Source organism: Paenibacillus germinis (assembly GCF_013141785.1).
GTDB classification, from domain to species: domain Bacteria; phylum Bacillota; class Bacilli; order Paenibacillales; family NBRC-103111; genus Paenibacillus_E; species Paenibacillus_E phytorum.
This window is the reverse complement of sequence record NZ_WHOC01000069.1, coordinates 136,933-155,924: the sequence shown is the minus strand read 5'-3', so window position 1 is coordinate 155,924 and position 18,992 is coordinate 136,933. Positions and strand designations below refer to the sequence as shown.

The window sequence follows — 18,992 nt, the reverse complement described above, 5'->3', positions numbered from 1 at the left end:
ATAGCATTATTTAGTAGAAATAGGGGGTACATTGACGACTGGAGGTTTTCAAATGCCTAAGGTAGATTTCGATCGCGACTCTGTTTATCAACAAGTATATACCTTTGCACCAAATGCTATAGCGTTGGTGTCCATGGATGGAACGATCAGGAGGGTCAATCCATCCTTCTATCCAACCCTCGGTTATAAAGAGCAAGAAGCAATTGGACTTACACTTAAGGAAATAACCCATCCTGATGATTTGAATAAAGTTAATGCACTAATCCAAGAGGTATTGAATGGAAATTCACTATTCTATGAGTTAGAAAAGCGTTGTATTCAGAAAAACGGTAACCTTATTTGGGCGTCTGTAAGGCTCTCTTTGGTACGTGACGACAAACAAGGAACACCCTTATACTTTATTGTTCATATCATCGATATTTCAGATAAAATAGCCACTGAACAAAAACTTTTAAAGATTGAAGAATTGTATGAACTTATCTCAGAAAATGCTCAAGATATTATTACTTTGGTGAATTCTGATGGTAACATCGAGTATTTATCACCCTCCGTGCGTGATTTATTGGGTTATGATCCAGAAGAATTGATCGGAAAAGATAGTTCTCAATTAAATCATCCTGAAGACTTAGAAAAAATAAGATCTGAACCTTTTTCGGATAATGAGGTAGTTACCTATCGTTCACGCCATAAGAATGGTACGTATATTTGGTTTGAGACTGCGATTAAACTCATTAGAGATGATCAAGGCCGTCTACTGAAGGTATTAGGGATCGGGCGGGATATTACAGAGCGAAAGAAATACCAGGATAATCTTGCGGAGGCTCAACATATTGCCATGCTCGGCAGTTGGGAATTGGATATTATAGACGATAAGATCACATTCTCTGAAGAATTTTACCAAATTTTTAACTTGTTCAAAAATAATTTACCATCCAATCCGACGGATCTTTCATTTATGATTCATCCAGAGGATCAACAACGATTTCATGAATTCATTGATCAAGCCATGCAAGGTACAACGATTAGCTCGGAATTTCGCAATCTGCAGCTCGATGGAACTATTAAGTATATGCAAATTCGCGTTTCAGTAACATTCGACGAAAATGGAAATCCTGTCAAAATGAATGGAACTACACAGGACATCACGGAGCGTAAAAAAGTAGAGTTGAAGCTGCAAGAATCTGTTGAGCGCTATACGTCTCTGAAAAAATACAACCACGATGCTATTATTTCCCTGGATGTGAAAGGCAGGATCATTAACACCAACGAAATGGCAGAACGACTGACTGGATATAAGGTTATTGAGATGAGAGGAGAGCTAATTTCCAAATTTATTGGTGAACGAAATCTCCGTAGGCTACTTTCCTATTCCATTGAAGACGTTACAACGGAAAGAAAGATTAATAAAATCAGACATAAAGATGGACATCATGTTGAAGTGTTAACAACGATAGCGCCCATCATCATAAATAAGGAAAACGTCGGGTACTATGTTATTGCGAAAGATATGACCGAACAGAAACAACTGCTTATTGCTAAGGAAACTGCTGAAAATACAAATAAAGCAAAGAGTGAGTTTTTAGCCATGATGAGCCATGAAATCAGGACCCCTATGAATGGGGTGATCGGCATGACCGACTTGCTATTAACTACGACGGATTTGGATGACGAGCAAAAAGAATATGTAGAAATCATTCATAAAAGCGGGAACACACTGATTAAGATTATTAATGATATTTTGGACTTTTCCAAAATTGAAGCAGGCAAGACTGAATTACAAGATCAGCCATTTGATATTAGAGACTGTATCGACGATACGCTCGCTGTACTGATGCCAAAAGCACATGAAAAAAAGCTCGATATTCAAGTTTCTATGATTACAGAATTGCCATATAAATTAATTGGTGATTACGATCGCGTTAAACAAGTATTAATGAATCTCATTAGTAATGCGATCAAGTTCACGTATAGCGGCGGGGTTTCCATCAAGGTTGAAAATAATGGGCGTGAAAATCAAAAGCTCCGGCTTAAATTTTCAATTAAAGACACCGGGATTGGTATCCCTAAGGAAAAACTCAATCATTTGTTTGATCCATTCTATCAATTGGATAGTTTCATGACGCGACAATCGGAAGGAACTGGACTAGGCTTAGCCATTAGCAAAAAAATTGTTGGGCTGATGGGTGGAGATATTTGGATCGAACAAACGGGCGAACCTGGGGCGACTTTTGTTTTTACAGTTTGGTTTAAAGAAGAGGTATCGTATCAAGAAGACTCTTCATTACAGGAGATCTTATTTATTCAAAAACCTTTGAAAGTTCTAATAGCTGAAGATAATCCAATTAATCAGCTCGTATTAAAAAAAATGATTGAAAAGATGGGGCATTTCACTAGTATTGTAGAAAATGGCAATCAGGTCATTCAAGCGCTCGCTTACGAAACTTACGATATCATCTTTATGGACATCCAGATGCCTGTCCTGAATGGTTTCGAAACGACCAAACAGATCAAAGAAACAATACCACCAGATAAAGTCCCTTACATAATTGCTGTGACAGCAAACGCTTTAAAAGGCGATCGTGAAAAATGTCTTGAAGCTAGAATGGATGATTACATCAGCAAACCCATCAAAAGCGAGGTCATTTTCGATAGGATTGAAAAGTTCCAAAAAACTCAAAGGCGGGAAATAAATGGCGGAGTATATAAATGAGGGACAAGACGAAAAGCCGAATATCAAATTCGCTGTCATTACAGATACACATGTGGAAGATGAAATAGAAGGCGTACATTCGCAAAATTTCATTCAGGCTTTACAGGATATCAGGGCAACTTCGCCCGATAGTCAAGGAATTATGCATATTGGTGATCTGACTAACAATGGCAAGCAAACAGAATTTGAAACGATGACTCAAATTTTGAAGGATCATAGCGAGGGTCTGCCACCCATCTATTTTACTTATGGCAACCATGATGTTCGTTGGGCGGACCTTGATACCCAAATGTCTTATTTTACAGCAAGTACGGGTATGGATAAAAAGTATTACGATGTTTGGATGAACGACTATCATTTTATTTTCCTAGGGACAGAGATAGGGTTAAAAGACTTTTCGTATTTATCTGAGACGCAGCTTGAGTGGTTAGATCTTAAGTTATCGGAGCACGAAGAGGTTCACAAACCGTCCTTTATTTTCGTCCATCAGCCTTTGAAAAATACCGTTTCAGGGTCACAAAACAAGTTTGGTTGGCATGGTATTCGACAGGACAAGGAGCTTAAGACAATTCTTGCTAAGCATCCACAAACGTTTGTATTTACAGGTCATACCCATTGGGAATTGGGCTCGGCAGATACCATGTACAACGCAAAGTATGCAACTATGTTTAATGCAGCCTCCACTGCCTATTTATGGACGGATGAGGATGTGGAGAAAGCTGGTTCCCAGGGATATTTCGTAGAAGTATATGATCATAAAGTAGTCGTAAAAGGAAGGGACTTTCTCGCAAAAACGTGGATTGAGGATGCCACTTTCTCAGTACCACTTCCTTCGTTAATTCCGATAGTGGACCCTGAAGACGATCCCGATCTGACGCTCGGTAGCCCGACAATGCAGATAGACAAGGCCGTTTATCGGACTCGCGATTTAATTGAAGTTACTTACAAGGGGTCAGTAGGAGAAGATGCGTTTGGTATTTTCCCAAGAGGTGCTTTACCGAGTGAGATTCAACCTATTACTACCATTGCGCATATTAAAACCAATTCGGCTAGTCAGCCGGATGGGAAGATCATTTTCACTGATTTGAATCTTCCAGTAGGATCTTACGATATCATCTATTTGGGGGAAACGTTGAATACAGAGCTGGTTCGAATATCTTTTGATGTTATTTTAGAGGATTAGATGATGATTGAGTACAAGATGAACAATTAAAGTACTAGGAATCCGGTTTTATGCCGGATTCCTTTTTGTTATCTACTTTATTCTAGATCCGCAAATAAGTTTGCTTCTTCAAGCGATGGGATAAGAAGTTTAGGATCAATTGGAGATGACATCACGATTAAAATCGTATACGTCCCATATTTATCACATTGGTTGCCGAACTCTTCGAGAGACCTTGTGGAGTCGGTCATTACTTTCAATAAGTAGTTGTGTTCTCCGCTTATGCGGTTGCATTCGACTACTTCGGGTGATGAGCGGCAAAAATCAAGGAATGCATGACAATCCCTAGTACGAAATAGGATGTAGGCGGCTGCTTGTTTCCCGATTTTCTCCGGGGAAATCATGGTGCGATACTCCTGGATGATCCCTTTTTCCTCCATACGTCTTACTCTCTCCGTTACTGCGGGTTGCGATAACCCAACACACTTGCCTAGTTCCGTCATTGATATTCTCGCTTGGTTTTGAAGATGGTAAAGGATTTGTTTATCAACATGGTCCATTGAAATCGGCTCCTTTAAATTTAAGGTTTTGTTTAAAAACTAACTCGTTTTTATATGTTTAAGGGTAGACATAGCTTGAATGCCTTATGTAAAGCAAGTGACTTAATTATTATAATAAACTAACAATAGTGAAGTGATCAAATCTTTCCTATTCAGAGAGGATGAATAACAATGAATAAGTTGAATGCAAACAAAATGAATCCAGACCGATTTCAAGCACGCATGGATGAAGTAATCGATCGTACCCTTGCCGATAAACGGTTGGTCGGCGCTGTCATTAAAATAGCGATAGACGGGGTACTGGTTTATAACCGCGCTGCCGGTTTTGCAGACCGTGAGAAGAACCAGCCGATGCAAGAAAATGCCTTATTTAGGCTTGCTTCTGTGTCCAAACCTATCGTTTCAACAGCTGCGATGGTACTAGTTTCGCAGGGCCGCTTACGACTGGACGACCGTGTTGATCGTTGGCTTCCAGAGTTTTGCCCACGTTTGGAGAGCGGAGAATTCGCGAATTTGACGATTTGGCATTTGATGACGCACACGGCAGGACTGACTTATCGCTTTTTTCAGGAAGAGAATGGTCCCTATCATCGCGCCGGTGTATCGGATGGTATGGATCAGGCTGGTATTACTTTGGAAGAGAACCTGCGTCGTATTGCCTCTGTTCCGCTCCTCTACACGCCTGGCACTCAGTGGAAATATTCAATTGCTACTGATGTTCTCGGCGCCGTGATTGCGAAGGTTATAGATTTACCGCTTGACGAAGCCATTCGTACGCTAGTGACAGCGCCGCTTGGCATGGACGACACTGCTTTTACAGCAGTCGATCCAGAGCGACTAACGACGGCCTATGCCAATGCTGTTCCAGAGCCACGGCCTTTGCGTGATCCCGATAGCATTGATTTTATAGAAGGCACGGCTGGCTTCCGGCTTGCCCCTGGCCGGGCACTTGACGATACGGCCTATCACTCCGGTGGAGCCGGCATGGTCGGGAGCGCCGGCGACTTATTGCTGCTGCTGGAAGCATTACGAAAGGGCGGAGCACCCCTGATGCCGGAGAGTCTGGTTCGAGAGATGGCTACTAACCAAATAGGTGATCTGCCAATGGCCTATTGGCCAGGGCGAGGCTTTGGCCTAGGATTTATACTGCTCAATGATCCTATCGCCGCAGACACTCCGGAATCACCGGGCACCTGGCGCATGGGTGGTACCTATGGTCATTCCTGGTTCGTTGATCCTGAGAAACGACTAAGTGTCGTAGCGTTTACCAATACAGCTTTGGAAGGCATGTCAGGCCAGTTTACCGTTGATCTTTGTGAAGCCGTTTATGATGGGATCAGGAACGAATGAATGAACTGAAGATAAACCCCATATTCTTTATCGCTCTGGGCTTATTCGGCGTGTATACCATTGAGTTTGGTGTTGTCGGAATATTACCAGCTATTACGGAGCGTTACAATGTCAGTACGTCTCAGGCCGGAATGCTCGTCGGTGTGTTTGCGCTTGTTATAGCACTGTGTGGTCCCTTTATGGTGCTTATTCTTTCTAAATATAACCGTAAAATCGTAATGGTGGTGTCTTTACTCATTTTTGCTGTAAGTAGTTTATTATCAGCTTATGCTCCTAATTTTTATGTTTTGCTGGCGCTTCGGATTATCCCGGCATTGTTCCATCCCGTATATTTTTCCTTGGCCTTTGCAGCTGCAGTTTCGCTCTATCCAAAGGAAAAATCCACTCAAGCTTCTGCGAAAGCATTTGTTGGTACTAGTATGGGGATGGTACTTGGAATTCCGATAACAACCTATCTCGTAGATCAATTCTCATTCGAGGCCGCTTTTATATTTTGTGCCGTTGTAAACATCGCTGCTAGTGTGGGGATCGCCATCATGCTTCCGAACTCGTCCAAAGCTGAGAAAGTCTCTTACGGGGAACAGCTCGGTATATTGCGTAAAGTCCCCCTTTGGATCAATATTGGAGCTGCAACTTTCATTTTCGCCGCTATGTTTTCGGTCTATAGCTATGCTGCCGAATACTTGGAACAAGTGATGGGGTTGAGCGGGAAAATCGTTAGTATTATGCTTGTCATTTTCGGTGTAGGGGGAGTGGCAGGTAACTTATTGGCAGGGAGACTGATTGGGAAAAATAGGGTCAGAACGACTGTTTTCCATCCGATCGTATTAGCCATCTCTTTCTTGCTGCTTTACATGGGGGAAAAATCCATTGTTCCTATCATTGTTATTGTGGTTTTGTGGGGAGCCGCTCATACCAGTGGGCTCATCGTAACCCAGATATGGTTAACTTCTGAAGCTCCGGAAGCTCCTGAATTTGCCACGGGGTTGTATATTTCCTTCATCAATCTGGGTGTATCCATCGGTTCCTTAGCAGGTGGGTGGTTTATTACCACTACAGGAATGAAAGGGACAATATGGAGTGGCTTATTGTTTATTATGTTGGCACTTGTTTGTATTGCAATAAAGATAGTTTACTTTAACCGAAAAGGGTTGGAGGTAAAACGGGTTTCAAACGGTGCCTACCTGAACAGCAAGGAATATGAGAATACAGGCGTCGAATAAGAGAAATATGCTATAATTTAGTGAGATTTATTTCCAGATAAATAAAAGCTATATTGGATCGGGGAGGAACTGGATCAAGATGAAACGAACATTTATGAAATGGGCACTTGCTAGATTAATGCTCGCAACAGTGGTGTTAGTTTCCAGTGGCTACGCGTTATTGGGCAATGAGAATCATGCTATTGCCAGCGTACCTACACAGTCTACACTAATCTCACCTATACGAACGGTTATAGTGGACACTACACCTGAAGTAATTATGCGAGCTCCAATAGGCTCAACGATCGAGATTTTTGAAGGCACGACGAAGCTTGCTTATAAAGACGGGAATGGAAATTCAAATGTAATTCTTGAATTGCCTCCACTTCGTAAAGGAGTGCACATGCTTACAGCAAAAGTCGTATCGAACAGTGAAACGAATACTTTTTCTTTGCCTCCTATCGTTGTCGATGATAACGAAGCATTCAATATTGAAGACATCGTACCGATTGCTTCAGACGTGGCTGACCACGAGTGGGATATGAATGGAGATGGTGTGTTTGGCCTCAAAGGGGAGATTGAATATTTACTTTCTCGAATTGAACCAAATACGATATCATATCCAATCGATGATTTCACCGTTGTACCAACTGCTACGTCAGCCACATACGCGACCTTTACTTTTAGCAAGCCATTTGGGGCGACAAGTGTGAAGTTGTTAAAGAAGACTGCTGCGGAATCAACATTTATGGATGCAGGGACTCTCAGCGTCAGCGAAGCAACCTATACCGTAACCGGACTTACACCAAACACATCCTATGAATTTATATTGATGTTAACAGGAGGGCCTAAGGCAGGAGAATCGAATAGAGTCTCTGTTATGACCCCACCTGTTCTATTGGTTGCCGAACCGAATCAAGCTTTGGATTTCAACGGTACCGGCGATTATGTAGAAATCGCGAATGACATGGTCTATAGTTCATCGTCATTCACGATCGAAGCATGGGTTAAACCGAAGGATTTCAAATGGAAGACAGGAATTGTGTCCAAATATCAGGCGCACGGTCAAGATTCCTTCACACTTCGTTTGAGTGACGGTCCGCCGACTTATCCTGACTACAATAAAATAAACTTCCAGATAGGGGATGGAATGGAGGTTAATTCAGTTACCAACCTTGAATTAAATAAATGGTATCATTTAGCAGCTTTATACGACGGTACGACTCAAACTATGAAACTATACATTAATGGAGTACTCGATTCCATGAGTTCGGGCGTCACTTACAAGACAAATTCGTCCCGGATTACGATTGGCGCCGATTTTTTGGAGGATCCTCGATATTTCAATGGCCAGATCGGAGAGGTCAGATTCTGGACGATGGTAAGAACAGAATCTGAAATCCAAGAGGATATGAACAACCATGCTGAATCCGAAAACCATACGGGCCTTGCAGGCTATTGGACTTTCAAAGTAGGGGCCCATGATGAATCCGGCAACGGCCGAAACGGAACGATTCATGGCAGTCGCAACGATTAAGTAGTGACTTGTGGAGAATAAAGACGTACCATAAAAGCAGGCGCTTAGGGCGACCTGCTTTATTCTTTGAAGTAAAGGACAGTTTAATAGGTAAAGTTTGTCTTCATGGAATTCCGTTAAACACATAGCCCTATCTGTTCTGGAGGAACGATATGAACATATTTAAAGAGCCGATTCATTATGATGATCCTCTTCTTCGTATTCAAGTGCTTAGCTTTAACAGCATGAAAATATGTCAAGATGGATGGCATTTCCATCCTCAAATAGAGATTATAGCGGTTCGGTCCGGAAGAATGGAAATTCACACACCTGCGGAGGTATACCACTTGCAAGCGGGAGATGTGCTGATATTGGGTTCTTGCCAACCCCATCTCGATCTGAGAAAGCAAAACGAGGTCGTTGATTATGTAGCGCTTCAATTTGAGCTGGAAGCCTTCTTTGATTCCAACATGCTTCCATACTTGTATCTGTTTCAGGAGTCAATGCTACCTCTAGTCGAACTAAACACTTTGTTTAAAGATTCGGAACTGCGTCAACAATTCTACAGCACGGTCATTGAATTGCAGCAAGAACATCAGCAGAAGCAGAGGGGCTATGAGCTCGCAATAAACTATTTGGTAAAGAAATGTATTTTTTTATTATTACGTCATGACAACATGGGATTGTTAGGACCAAGCCGAAGCCGATCGATAAACGACTCCAACTTAAAGTCGGTGTTCGATTATGTGGAAGCCCATTTATCGGATAAAATATCTGCCCAGCAAGCATGTCACCTTGTTAACTTCAGCTATACCTATTTCCTCAAATATTTCAAACAGATCATGGGCATTTCCTTCACAGACTATGTGATTCACCGCAGAATCAAATATGCCGAACGTCTCCTTTTGACCGAAGATCTTAGCATTGCTCAGATTGCTGAACAGGTTGGCTTACCGAACATTTCCCACTTCTACAAACTTTTTAAAAGACACCATCAATGTTCTCCTAAAAACTTTAAAGACACTATGATAGCCCGAACTCATGAAACTACTGGCTTGGGCCCAATGATCACAACAGAATAGCATCATAATGGAGTGGAATCGGATATGGGCAGCCTATTTCTTTACTGCTACTATAGGAGAAGAGATGAATACGAAGGAGCTCATACAATGTCACCTGACTATCCAACAAAAGGTACAAATGGCGTACGGTTTGTTTATTACACAGATATTGAAGTTGATAGTGTCGCCTTAGCAGGGACCTTTAATAACTGGAACGGCGATAGAAACTATATGAACAAAAGGGAAGATGCGAAAGGTTGGGAGATTGAGTTAGCGATACCTAAGGGTAGACATCTTTATAAGTTTGTAGTGAATGGGGAAGCATGGATTTTGGACCCATTGAATCCGAGTGTGTCGGAAGATGGGCAAAATAACTCCGCTATTACGGTTACTGAGCAGGGAGAAGTATTGATTAGAACCCTTGAGATTTCAAAAGAACAACCTGGATATATGTATGAAAACTTTACGGCTATTCAAAGTCCTGAATGGATTAAAAAATCAGTGATTTATGCACTTCATCTCAGGGCGTTTACCGAAAATGGTTTTAATGGACTAACAGACAAAATCGACTATTTTAAAAAAATGGGAATAAATACACTTTGGCTGATGCCTTTCAACGAAGTTGGACATGAGGGACGGATAGGTAAGTATGGCGACCCCTATGCGGTAAAAGATTTTTATTCCATTGATCCCAGCTTCGGAACCAAAGAGGATCTACTCTCATTTATTCGAAAAGCTCATGACAACGGAATCAAAGTCATTATGGATTGGGTGTTGAACCGCACAAGTGTGGATCACATTATGACAAGAAGCCATCCGGAATATTTTACTCGAAATGAACAAGATGAGATCTATTATGATGTTCCCAATCGGGCGTATTTCGCCGGGCTAGAATTTAGTAACCGCGAGATGAGGAAATATGTCATTGAGGCTATGAAATATTGGATCGTTCAGTTTGATTTTGACGGTATTCGATTGGACGATTCGGACATAACTCCGTTTGATTTTCTCTCTGAAATTAAGCATGCGCTGCAAGAAGTGAAAGCTGATCTTATCCTAATCTCACAGTCCTACGATGAGTATCATCATATTGAATCTTGTGACTTGACCTACGACGGCAGTCCCCGCATTCTGATAAGCGATATGGTTTACGGTACAATCACACAGAGCGATTTTATAGCGATTTATAACTCTTATAAGTACAGCTTTCCTAGGAATGCGCTAAGAATGAGTTGGCTGGAGGAAAAAGAACGGTCGAGAGCATGTGACTTTTTTGGCGAAAAGCTTGCAAAAGCTGCAGCTTCTATCTTGCTGACGCTTGAAGGTGTTCCATGCATCATGATGGGGCAGGAATTTAATGAGAGTACGTTGGAAACATGGACATCCTTATTCGATGAATATAAGCTGAACTGGGATCAATTCGATATGGATATGTTCGAGCACTATCAATTTCTGATTCATCTTCGGACGAACAATCCGGCATTTTGGAGTGGAGAATTAACGTTTATTCGCAACTCTGAAGAGCAGGTGTTATCTTACTTGAGGCAGTACGAGGATTGTAAGTATTTGATCATAGTTAACTTATCAAAGGATGCTTTGTTTGTTCAATTAGATAATGACGCGTTAGCAGGCGATGTTATCAAGGACAGTAAAAATGTGATCTATCGAACCGGAAGAGACGACCGCCGCTCTGATAATGATTCATCCAGTTTATGGATCGATAGCTATGAAACAATGATATATAAAATATAAAACTAAATTTCATAATCACTGAAAAGCCCTCTTTGAACATCTACAAAGAGGGCTTTAATAATAAGTGGTATTATTGGTCTTTAGCAATTTCTTTTCTGTTTGGTGCAATTGGAGGTTGTTCTAACCATTTATTTTTTATCATGAGATCAAACCAATTTTTTGATACAGTTAGATCTTTGAGAATGATTCGCTCATAATCAAGAATTAGGTCAGACCTCATGGAACCCGCTAGTCCTAATCCATGATAGGATTGAGAAGTCAGAAACAAAAAACCAGTGTGATACATGATAAGTTTATCTGAAAACGGTGAATCTGTAGATTCCGTTATTTCCGTTTCCCATGACATCGGAACAGGTAAATTATCATCTTTTAGTTTTTTACTTAGCAATTGAATGTGGTCATTTGACGTTTGAACGGCATCTGTTAGAAATTTTCTTATTTCTTTGGTTCCGGCAATTTGACTAAATGCAATTCCAAGTGTTTTTGCCATTATACTTTTCTTTAAGTTAAGGGAAATATTACCTATTTCTATGGCTGAAAGAGGACGCTTATCTCCCCAAAAACCATCGAGATATTTTTTGCTATCAATAAACTCTGGGTTTGAACGGGGGAAAAAATATGGGTCTCTTTGAAAGTGCCCCTTTTCAAGTAATAAATCAACGGTACGTTGGTACATATTTTTTCCATCCGTCAAACAGGAATCAAAAAAATCCCTTAAATCTTTTCTAACTGATGTAGTAAGCGAATATATGTGACCATTTAAACCATGTATGGTCATCAGATACAAATAATCCAAACAAAAAATATCGGAAAATAACCTTCCAATATTGGGATTGAGATCTGCTTCTGTAAACCCTATGGGCAATGGAAATCCATCATTAAGAATAAAGGTCGAAACCTGCTGCAATTGATTTTCTGATATTTTTATTGCATCAGCAAAAATCTCTCTAATGGACGTATCTTCTATAATAGAAAGCATATATTTATTTACTTGATTTACCATAGATTCATTTACATATTGCCCCCACAAAGCTCCGATTTCAGTCGAAGTTAGTTTTAATTGAGTTTCGTTCATAGCTATATCACCTCTAAAAATTAGATTGTCCAATTAAAAAAGGATTTATCATTTATCTCCGTAGGAAGCTGCCACAGGTGCAGTTAGCTTGTACCAAAGCATCATGCCCAGTGAAATCAGACCTATCAAAAATAAAAGGCCATAAACATGTTTGAAGGAATAAGGAAGTGACGTATTCTTTTGAATTTCAAGTAGTATGCCACAAATCGCAACCGAAATTGAACCTCCAAAAAATTGGATAAGCTGCATGAGCCCCATGCCCGATCCAATTAATGATTTTGGAAGAATACGTGAGGTCTCGTTGTTTAAAGACGCTATCGTTGCTGAAAAAGCAGGAGAAAAACAAAGATATCCAAGAAGTATAACAAGTGGTGAAGCGCCGAGAGTCAAATAAAAAGCGATCATCACGAAAGATAAAATACAATGCCCTATAAACATAAAGCGTAGATTACCGTATCGATCAATCCATCGTCCGACGAAACGTGTCAAGAAGGCCGATAAAATGGCCCCTGGTGCAATGGTTAAGCCAATCATCATAGCCGATTGATCGAAGACCTTGGCTAACACCAACGGCATTAGAAATAAATTACCAAGGTTCAATACTAATATACAAAACCCAATCGTAACAAGTTTACGATAAGCTGGATTGCCTAATAGTTCAGGGTTAATGAACGTATTGTTCGCTCGTTTCAAGTGCCAAGTGTGTACAAGCAATGAAAGACAACTCGCGATAAGCCAGGGGACAGAAAGTTGTGTCACAGCTAAAAGCAGCGTAGTAGCATTGACGATCGTTAAGAGAGCACCCAGAATGTCGAACCGAAAGGCTGTCGCATTTTCTTTGGGAAGCAAACGCACGAGAATCGGAAGTATGACCAGAACTAGACATGTAACTGCAAATAACCCGTTCCAACCAAGGTATTCGCTAATCAAGCCGCCAACGATCGGACCGAGCCCGAAAGCCATAGCACTCCCTGCGGAGATCATGGCGATGGCTGACCCCCGTCTTTCGATCGGAATATATCGACTAGCCAGAACCAAACCAAGGCCGGCCATCGCCCCTGCACCTGCGGACTGAAGAATTCGAGCCATAAGCAATGCATTGAAATCCCGGGCAAATAATCCGAAAACCGATGAAGATCCAAGCACCAAGAGCCCCACGGTCAGCAGCTTGCGAATCGGTAGGACATCTGAAAGCCTGCTGTAAATAACTGTCGATAAGGCATACCCGATGGAGTAGCTTGAAATTACCCACGATCCGAGATCTGCGGTGATGCCAAGATCTTGAATAATACTAGGGATAGAAACATTGAACATCGTCGTATTCATGACCACAATGAACAAGCCAATTGTCCATACCGGCATTACAATTTTATCGTTCATCTAATACCATCCTGTCTAACTAGAGATGTGTTTTATCTATCCCCTTATTATACAAATGTCAGTCAAACATAAAAAGAGCTGCCCGCGGCAGCTCTTTTTAGTTTCTTTGGTTAGCTGACTATTCCTTATATGCATAATAGAATGTTCTTTTATCCACACTAGAAGGTATGAAGCAATAGCAAAAAAAGCGAGGGGGAAAGATCTAAATGGAAAAGATATTATTGCGAATTTTATTTGCCTCATCATTAGCAGCTGCCCCATTCATCTTGAAACGAAAAAACCTGCTCATGTATCTGACTGTATTCTTTTCGAAATGCGTTTTATCAAGTTCGATAGATTCCTTCTTTATTAAAAAAGGGAAGATATCGTACCCCGTTCGTCCTTTCGCCAAAGTATTTGACACGAATATTTTGTACGATTTGTTATTCTATCCGCTTTTAAGTGTTATCTGGGTAAGATCGACTTATCAAAGCAAGCCAGTTGAACTCCTCACGAGAAGTTTATATTTTAGTGGACCAATGACTTTGCTTCAATGGTTTTTAGAAAGAAAAACCGATTTGTTTAGATGGAAATCCTGGTCTGTTGTTCATACATTTGCATCAATTAACTTTACTTTGTTTACAATAAGAGGTTTTGTAGGTTTATTAAAAAGGATTACGCCCGAAGTAAGAGGAGGAAATTTTGTAGAGGAACGATCCCATAGCAAGATGCCTTCACCTGAGTTCATAGCAAGTACGGCAAATCACCGTCTGCCAAATGAAAACTATGCACAAATCCAATAAAATTGAGAAATTATTATGGGCCATCGCACTCCCTGGGTTTGGTCAATTTTTAAACGGGAAATATGTCAAAGGAATCACGTTGATCATATTAGAATTTATCGTGAATTACATGTCCGATCTCAATCAAATTATAATCGACAGTTTTAAAGGAAACATTCAAGAGGCCATCCAACAAACCGATTATCATTGGTTAATGTTTTACCCTTGTCTTTACATGTTTGGTATCTGGGATGCTTATAAAGACGGGGGAGATACGGCAGAGTATGCGTATATTCCTTTTGTATTAGGCGCTTTTCTGGGGACGGTAGGAATCATCTACTCGGATGTGTTTCACCCTTTCAGTATTCTCTTGGGTCCAGTTTGGCTGCCTATGCTCTTTTCATTTGTTGGAATTGCAATTGGCGTTGCTATATTTCTTTTCTTAAAACGACGCCAGTCGATATTATAAAGGGTATCCCTGTCAGATATATAAGACAGTCGGAGATCCCTTTTTTTTTGTATCTATTACTAGTGTGTTCGTCTATGGTTTTATTGACTAGTAGGATTATATATCATGCGTGTCGTTATATACCCAATCGTCATTTCTCTCATAAGCATAAGATATAGTATGGGGGAAATGGGGGGTGAAAAAGTAATGCCGAAAAAAGTAATATCGAAGAAAGGAATAGTAAAGAAAGAAACAGTGAAGAAAGTGGTCGTGAAGAAGGAAATTCCAAAAAAAGAAATAGATATAGAGATAGTGGAAGAAGAAATAGTGAATAAAGAGTTGATGAAAAGCACGAGTGCAAGGGAGGGGAAAAATGGTATGACGAGAGTTTCAAGAGAAGAAATTATTGACAAAATTAACGAAGCGATAGATGTGCTGGGAGCCTCCAAGCGAAGTGTCACGGCAGATAAACTGAGACGAGCAGAGGAAGAAATTGATAAGGCCTTACGTATTCTTTTAAGAGCGCAACGTGAAATAAATACGAGAAGAAGTTGGTATATATCAGAGTGAAAAATGCGAAGCAGAGATGAAAATCCTTGCTTTTTTTATTTATCGGTGTTAACATCACTTTCAACGTTAACGTTTATTTGGACCAAATAAACAAACTAAATAAGATTTGAACCTTCGGGGCAGGGTGAAATTCCCTACCGGCGGTGATGGATACGTAAGTATCCAAAGCCCGCGACTCCCAGTCTGTATAGATTGGGACTGACTTGGTGAAATTCCAAGGCCGACGGTATAGTCCGGATGAGAGAAGGTGAAGGACAACTTGTTAAAAATTCAATTTTTAATAGGTCTGTTTGTCAATGCCCCTGTTGATTATAAACAGGGGCATTGTCTCTTTCAGAAGGTTCAATTCAAAACATCATCTAGGGATCTTTGAGCTAATCTCTCAAAGTCTCTCCTATTGGGAGGTTTTTGAATTGGAAAATGTATTTAAGCTAGGAAGTAAGCGCGCAAGTTTGTATTCATCAAGTTCCACAGGCATCAATGGGATCTGGTATGTGGCACTCGGAGCCACACTTTGGGGGTTGGACCCTCTCTTTCGAATCTTATTATTGAAAAGTTTTACCTCTGCACAAATAGTGTTCATTGAGCACTTGCTGTTGGCCTGCTATGCGCTTCCGGTACTTCTGAAGTACCGCAAGTCCTTAGCTGGCAAATTAACTCTAGCAGTTATTGGCGCTCTTCTATTTATTTCTTGGGGTGGATCGGCCATAGCCACCATACTCTTCACATCAGCTTTCGCTCACGGCAGTGCAAATTCCGTTTTGCTTTTGCAGAAGTTGCAGCCCTTATTCGCCATTGTATTGGCTCGTTTGCTGCTTAAAGAGACACTGCCTTCTAAATTTTTTGCCTATATCGTAATGGCGCTCCTAGGCACGTATCTGCTGACGTTTGGTTTTGCTTCCCCGGAGATGGGATTGAAGGATTTAGGTACGTTAAGCTGCTTATTTTCAATTCTGGCGGCTGTCTTATGGGGGGGATCGACCGTCATGGGTAAGTTCCTGCTTCAAAAAAACTTGGATTTCCCTGTTGTCACATCGCTGCGCTTCCTGATGGCGATCCCGCTGTTAACAGTTGTACTTTTGGTAAGTGGCGATGCTTGGCATGTAGGCGGTTCTAGTGGTGATCTAACACTTATCGCAGTCAACCTGCTGTTCCAGGCTTTTTTCCCAGGGTTGATCAGCATGCTCCTCTATTATAAGGGGCTGTCATCGACTAAAGCATTCTTTGCAACGCTTGCCGAGCTTGCTTTCCCTGCAGTAGGTGTCTGCATAAACTGGGTTGTATTTGGTCAAAAGCTGACCGTGGGACAACTAGTAGGCTTTGTATTTATTTGGTTAACCCTCTGGTTAATGAGCCGCAGTAAAGGGAATGTTTCTATATAAAATATGGACTGATACAAGAATATCAATCATTGAACGTAAAAAGAACCCGCTAGATTTAGCGGGTTCTTACTATTTTCTTAGAAACTAGCAGCAACTTCTTTTGCTTGAGCAATTGCTTTTTCTTTAATGGATTGAGCTTGATCCGGCGCAACAGCCATGCCTTCAACAAAAATGGCTTCGAAGGAAGGGATACCGTAGAATTGCGAGATTTTTTTCAGGTAGCTGAAGCCACTTTCAAATGCTGCAGCAGGGCCTTCGGAATAAATGCCGCCACTCGCTTGAATATGTAGGCCTTTTTTGTTTGTCAACAAACCAACAGGACCACTTTCCGTATATTTGAAAGTTTTACCTGCAACGGAAATTGCATCAATATAAGCTTTCAATACTGGAGGGAATGAGAAGTTCCACATTGGAGAAACAAAAACATATTTATCAGCAGCCACGAATTGGTCAACGATTGCGCCTAAACGTGCAACTTTTGCTTTTTCTGCATCAGATAGCTGGTCAAAAGCTGTTCCTGATTGAAGTTTTCCCCAACCGCTGAATACATCCGCATCAATTTGAGGAATATCTTGTTTGAACAGATCAACATGAATAACCTCATCTGATGGATTTGCTTCACGGTATGCCTCGATAAATTCTTTTCCTACCGCTAGACTGAATGATGTTTGGTGGTCATGCGGGTGTGCAGTGATATAAAGTACTGTTGCCATAATTAAAACTTCCCTTCTATACTTAAAATAATTACAGTTGTTATTATAACTTATTTTGAGTAAATATCAAACAATAAATTAGTTACTTATAATAAGGGTAAATAATGGAGTGGTTATTAGTTTCAAATGAGGATCGCCCAGGGAGCATGTTAGCTCGCATACGGGCGGTCTTTTTTTATGAAAAGAAGCATAAGAAAGTAATCAAGGTATTTGATTGTTTTGAAGATTTACAATTTATTATCTTGTGGTTGACACAGGAAAAACAAAAATACGTTATTTTTGATATGTGGGAACGGTCTCACACGAAGAAATGAGGTTGCACATGGAGCTTACGATTAAGGAAATTGCCCTGCGTGCCGGCGTATCCAAATCAACCGTGTCGCGGGTGATTTCTGGCAAGGGCTATACCAGCTTGGAGGTACGCGATAGGGTGCTCCAGCTGATTGAAGAATTGCAATATAGGCCCAATGCAGTAGCAAGGGCTATGGTTTCACAGAGAACGCACAACATTGGTGTACTTATTTATCGCCAGCATCATCCTATTGCGTCTCATCCGTTTTACGGCAAAATTCTTGATGCTATTTTAATGACAGCCGCAAGTTTAAATTATTCCGTTTTCGTTACAACAGATCATGATATGTCGCTGCGTTCTGCTGATTTTATGATGGAAAAAAGGGTGGACGGACTGATCCTGATCAGCCGCTTGCAGCAGAACGTCATTGATTACATCACTAACTTCGGAGTTCCCTACGTGATGGTCAATGGCTCTACGGATGTCGACGGCGTCATGCATATTGTTAATCAAGACGAGGAAGGCGGACGGATGGTCGCCGAATATCTAACGGAATTAGGGCATCGTCAGATTTTCGTGATTGCCGGACCGCAGACGCATCGCAGCCACAATTTGAGGCTGAAAGGTTTTAAGAATTACATGGCAGGAATTGGGGTTCCGATCCCATCATCATCGATCTTACAGGCCTCGACTTCCACCTTTGGAGAAGGGTATGAGTTAATGCGCAGCCACTGGGAGCAGTTTGGTGCGGGCGGGTTTACATCGCTATTTGCCACCAACGATATGATAGCGCTGGGTGCCATGAAGTTTATGTTGGAGCAATCGGTACGCATTCCTGAACAGGTAGCGGTTGTAGGCTTTGATGATATCGATTTTGCCGCTATGTTCTCACCCTCATTAACAACGATCAGGGTCAATACAGAGGAGATGGGGACTCAGGCCTTTAGCTTGTTAGACAAGCTTATCCGTCAGGAAGTGAACATAGAGAATCCCAAGCAGCTTGTACCCAGATTGATTGTCCGGCAATCAACCCAATAAATTCTCTCGAAAAGGAGTGG

At 41.1% G+C, this 18,992-nt stretch carries 16 protein-coding genes and 1 riboswitch; of the genes, 12 read left to right on the top strand and 4 right to left on the bottom strand.

The window, feature by feature from the left end:
• Positions 1 to 52: 52 nt before the first annotated feature.
• Both GC102_RS13095 and GC102_RS13090 read left to right on the top strand, forming a co-directional pair.
• Entirely contained in the window at positions 53 to 2,710 is a 2,658-nt protein-coding gene (locus GC102_RS13095; RefSeq protein ID WP_171689936.1) for a PAS domain S-box protein, read from the top strand.
• Positions 2,691 to 3,893, top strand: coding sequence for a metallophosphoesterase family protein (locus GC102_RS13090; RefSeq protein WP_171689935.1), 1,203 nt, complete (start codon positions 2,691 to 2,693; stop codon positions 3,891 to 3,893). The genes GC102_RS13095 and GC102_RS13090 overlap by 20 nt, the downstream gene beginning before the upstream one ends.
• Positions 3,894 to 3,970: 77 nt before the next feature.
• On the opposite strand, the gene GC102_RS13085 is transcribed toward GC102_RS13090, so the two are convergent.
• Positions 3,971 to 4,432 carry an Lrp/AsnC family transcriptional regulator gene (locus GC102_RS13085; protein ID WP_171689934.1) on the bottom strand — a complete coding sequence of 154 codons (462 nt, stop codon included), beginning with the start codon at positions 4,430 to 4,432 and terminating at the stop codon, positions 3,971 to 3,973.
• Positions 4,433 to 4,603: 171 nt separating this feature from the next.
• Here GC102_RS13085 and GC102_RS13080 point away from each other — a divergent pair, with 171 nt between their 5' ends.
• The 5 genes from GC102_RS13080 to GC102_RS13060 all read left to right on the top strand — a co-directional run bounded on the left by GC102_RS13080 (position 4,604) and on the right by GC102_RS13060 (position 11,313).
• Complete coding sequence (locus tag GC102_RS13080; RefSeq protein WP_246320895.1) at positions 4,604 to 5,782, top strand: serine hydrolase domain-containing protein; 1,179 nt, start codon at positions 4,604 to 4,606, stop codon at positions 5,780 to 5,782.
• Positions 5,779 to 7,005, top strand: a complete 1,227-nt coding sequence (locus GC102_RS13075; RefSeq protein WP_216628042.1) for an MFS transporter — start codon at positions 5,779 to 5,781, stop codon at positions 7,003 to 7,005. The genes GC102_RS13080 and GC102_RS13075 overlap by 4 nt, the downstream gene beginning before the upstream one ends.
• A gap of 79 nt (positions 7,006 to 7,084) precedes the next feature.
• Positions 7,085 to 8,521 (top strand): LamG-like jellyroll fold domain-containing protein, encoded by a 1,437-nt coding sequence (locus GC102_RS13070; RefSeq protein WP_171689933.1) that lies wholly within the window; start codon positions 7,085 to 7,087, stop codon positions 8,519 to 8,521.
• A 152-nt stretch (positions 8,522 to 8,673) separates the two neighbouring features.
• Complete coding sequence (locus GC102_RS13065; protein WP_171689932.1) at positions 8,674 to 9,582, top strand: AraC family transcriptional regulator; 909 nt, start codon at positions 8,674 to 8,676, stop codon at positions 9,580 to 9,582.
• Between the two features lie 87 nt (positions 9,583 to 9,669).
• Entirely contained in the window at positions 9,670 to 11,313 is a 1,644-nt protein-coding gene (locus GC102_RS13060; protein ID WP_171689931.1) for an alpha-amylase family glycosyl hydrolase, read from the top strand.
• A gap of 70 nt (positions 11,314 to 11,383) precedes the next feature.
• On the opposite strand, the gene GC102_RS13055 is transcribed toward GC102_RS13060, so the two are convergent.
• Both GC102_RS13055 and GC102_RS13050 read right to left on the bottom strand, forming a co-directional pair.
• Positions 11,384 to 12,388 carry a DUF3231 family protein gene (locus GC102_RS13055; RefSeq protein ID WP_171689930.1) on the bottom strand — a complete coding sequence of 335 codons (1,005 nt, stop codon included), beginning with the start codon at positions 12,386 to 12,388 and terminating at the stop codon, positions 11,384 to 11,386.
• 48 nt (positions 12,389 to 12,436) lie between these two features.
• Positions 12,437 to 13,768 carry an MFS transporter gene (locus GC102_RS13050; RefSeq protein ID WP_171689929.1) on the bottom strand — a complete coding sequence of 444 codons (1,332 nt, stop codon included), beginning with the start codon at positions 13,766 to 13,768 and terminating at the stop codon, positions 12,437 to 12,439.
• Between the two features lie 206 nt (positions 13,769 to 13,974).
• Between GC102_RS13050 and GC102_RS13045 the strand changes: the two genes are divergently transcribed.
• From GC102_RS13045 to GC102_RS13030, 4 genes are all read left to right on the top strand, one after another.
• Positions 13,975 to 14,550, top strand: a complete 576-nt coding sequence (locus tag GC102_RS13045; protein ID WP_216628041.1) for a CBO0543 family protein — start codon at positions 13,975 to 13,977, stop codon at positions 14,548 to 14,550.
• A 79-nt stretch (positions 14,551 to 14,629) separates the two neighbouring features.
• Positions 14,630 to 14,998: a hypothetical protein gene (locus GC102_RS13040; protein ID WP_312883255.1), complete on the top strand. Its 369-nt coding sequence runs from the start codon at positions 14,630 to 14,632 to the stop codon at positions 14,996 to 14,998.
• A 105-nt stretch (positions 14,999 to 15,103) separates the two neighbouring features.
• Positions 15,104 to 15,547: a hypothetical protein gene (locus GC102_RS13035; RefSeq protein ID WP_171689927.1), complete on the top strand. Its 444-nt coding sequence runs from the start codon at positions 15,104 to 15,106 to the stop codon at positions 15,545 to 15,547.
• Between the two features lie 106 nt (positions 15,548 to 15,653).
• A riboswitch (FMN riboswitch) is annotated at positions 15,654 to 15,800 on the top strand.
• Positions 15,801 to 15,960: 160 nt separating this feature from the next.
• Positions 15,961 to 16,929, top strand: coding sequence for a DMT family transporter (locus tag GC102_RS13030; RefSeq protein ID WP_171689926.1), 969 nt, complete (start codon positions 15,961 to 15,963; stop codon positions 16,927 to 16,929).
• 77 nt (positions 16,930 to 17,006) lie between these two features.
• Here the strand turns inward: GC102_RS13030 and GC102_RS13025 are convergent, their stop codons facing one another.
• Positions 17,007 to 17,642, bottom strand: a complete 636-nt coding sequence (locus GC102_RS13025) for an FMN-dependent NADH-azoreductase (RefSeq protein WP_171689925.1) — start codon at positions 17,640 to 17,642, stop codon at positions 17,007 to 17,009.
• A gap of 310 nt (positions 17,643 to 17,952) precedes the next feature.
• Between GC102_RS13025 and GC102_RS13020 the strand changes: the two genes are divergently transcribed.
• Positions 17,953 to 18,972 (top strand): LacI family DNA-binding transcriptional regulator, encoded by a 1,020-nt coding sequence (locus GC102_RS13020; RefSeq protein WP_281367660.1) that lies wholly within the window; start codon positions 17,953 to 17,955, stop codon positions 18,970 to 18,972.
• The last annotated feature ends 20 nt before the right edge of the window (positions 18,973 to 18,992 follow it).